General features: G+C 43.5%; 1 tRNA gene. It reads right to left on the minus strand.

From position 1 onward, the window contains the following. Position 1: 1 nt before the first annotated feature. Positions 2–77: transfer RNA gene (locus NL42_RS15695), tRNA-Phe, on the minus strand. Positions 78–232: the final 155 nt, after the last annotated feature.

Here is a 232-nt window from a genome sequence, read left to right on the forward strand (position 1 = left end):
ATGGTGGCGAGACCCAGGATCGAACTGGGGACACACGGATTTTCAATCCGTTGCTCTACCTACTGAGCTATCACGCCGTTGGCCTGTATTAAGCCGTATCTCAGAACAATAGTCAACAATTATCCTGAGTTTTTGATTTAACTGAGTATTTTTTATACTTAAAAAAAATCCCTGATGGGATCAGGGATTGAAAACACATATAATGGTGGCGAGACCCAGGATCGAACTGGGG

Source organism: Acinetobacter sp. GN11 (assembly GCF_054823985.1).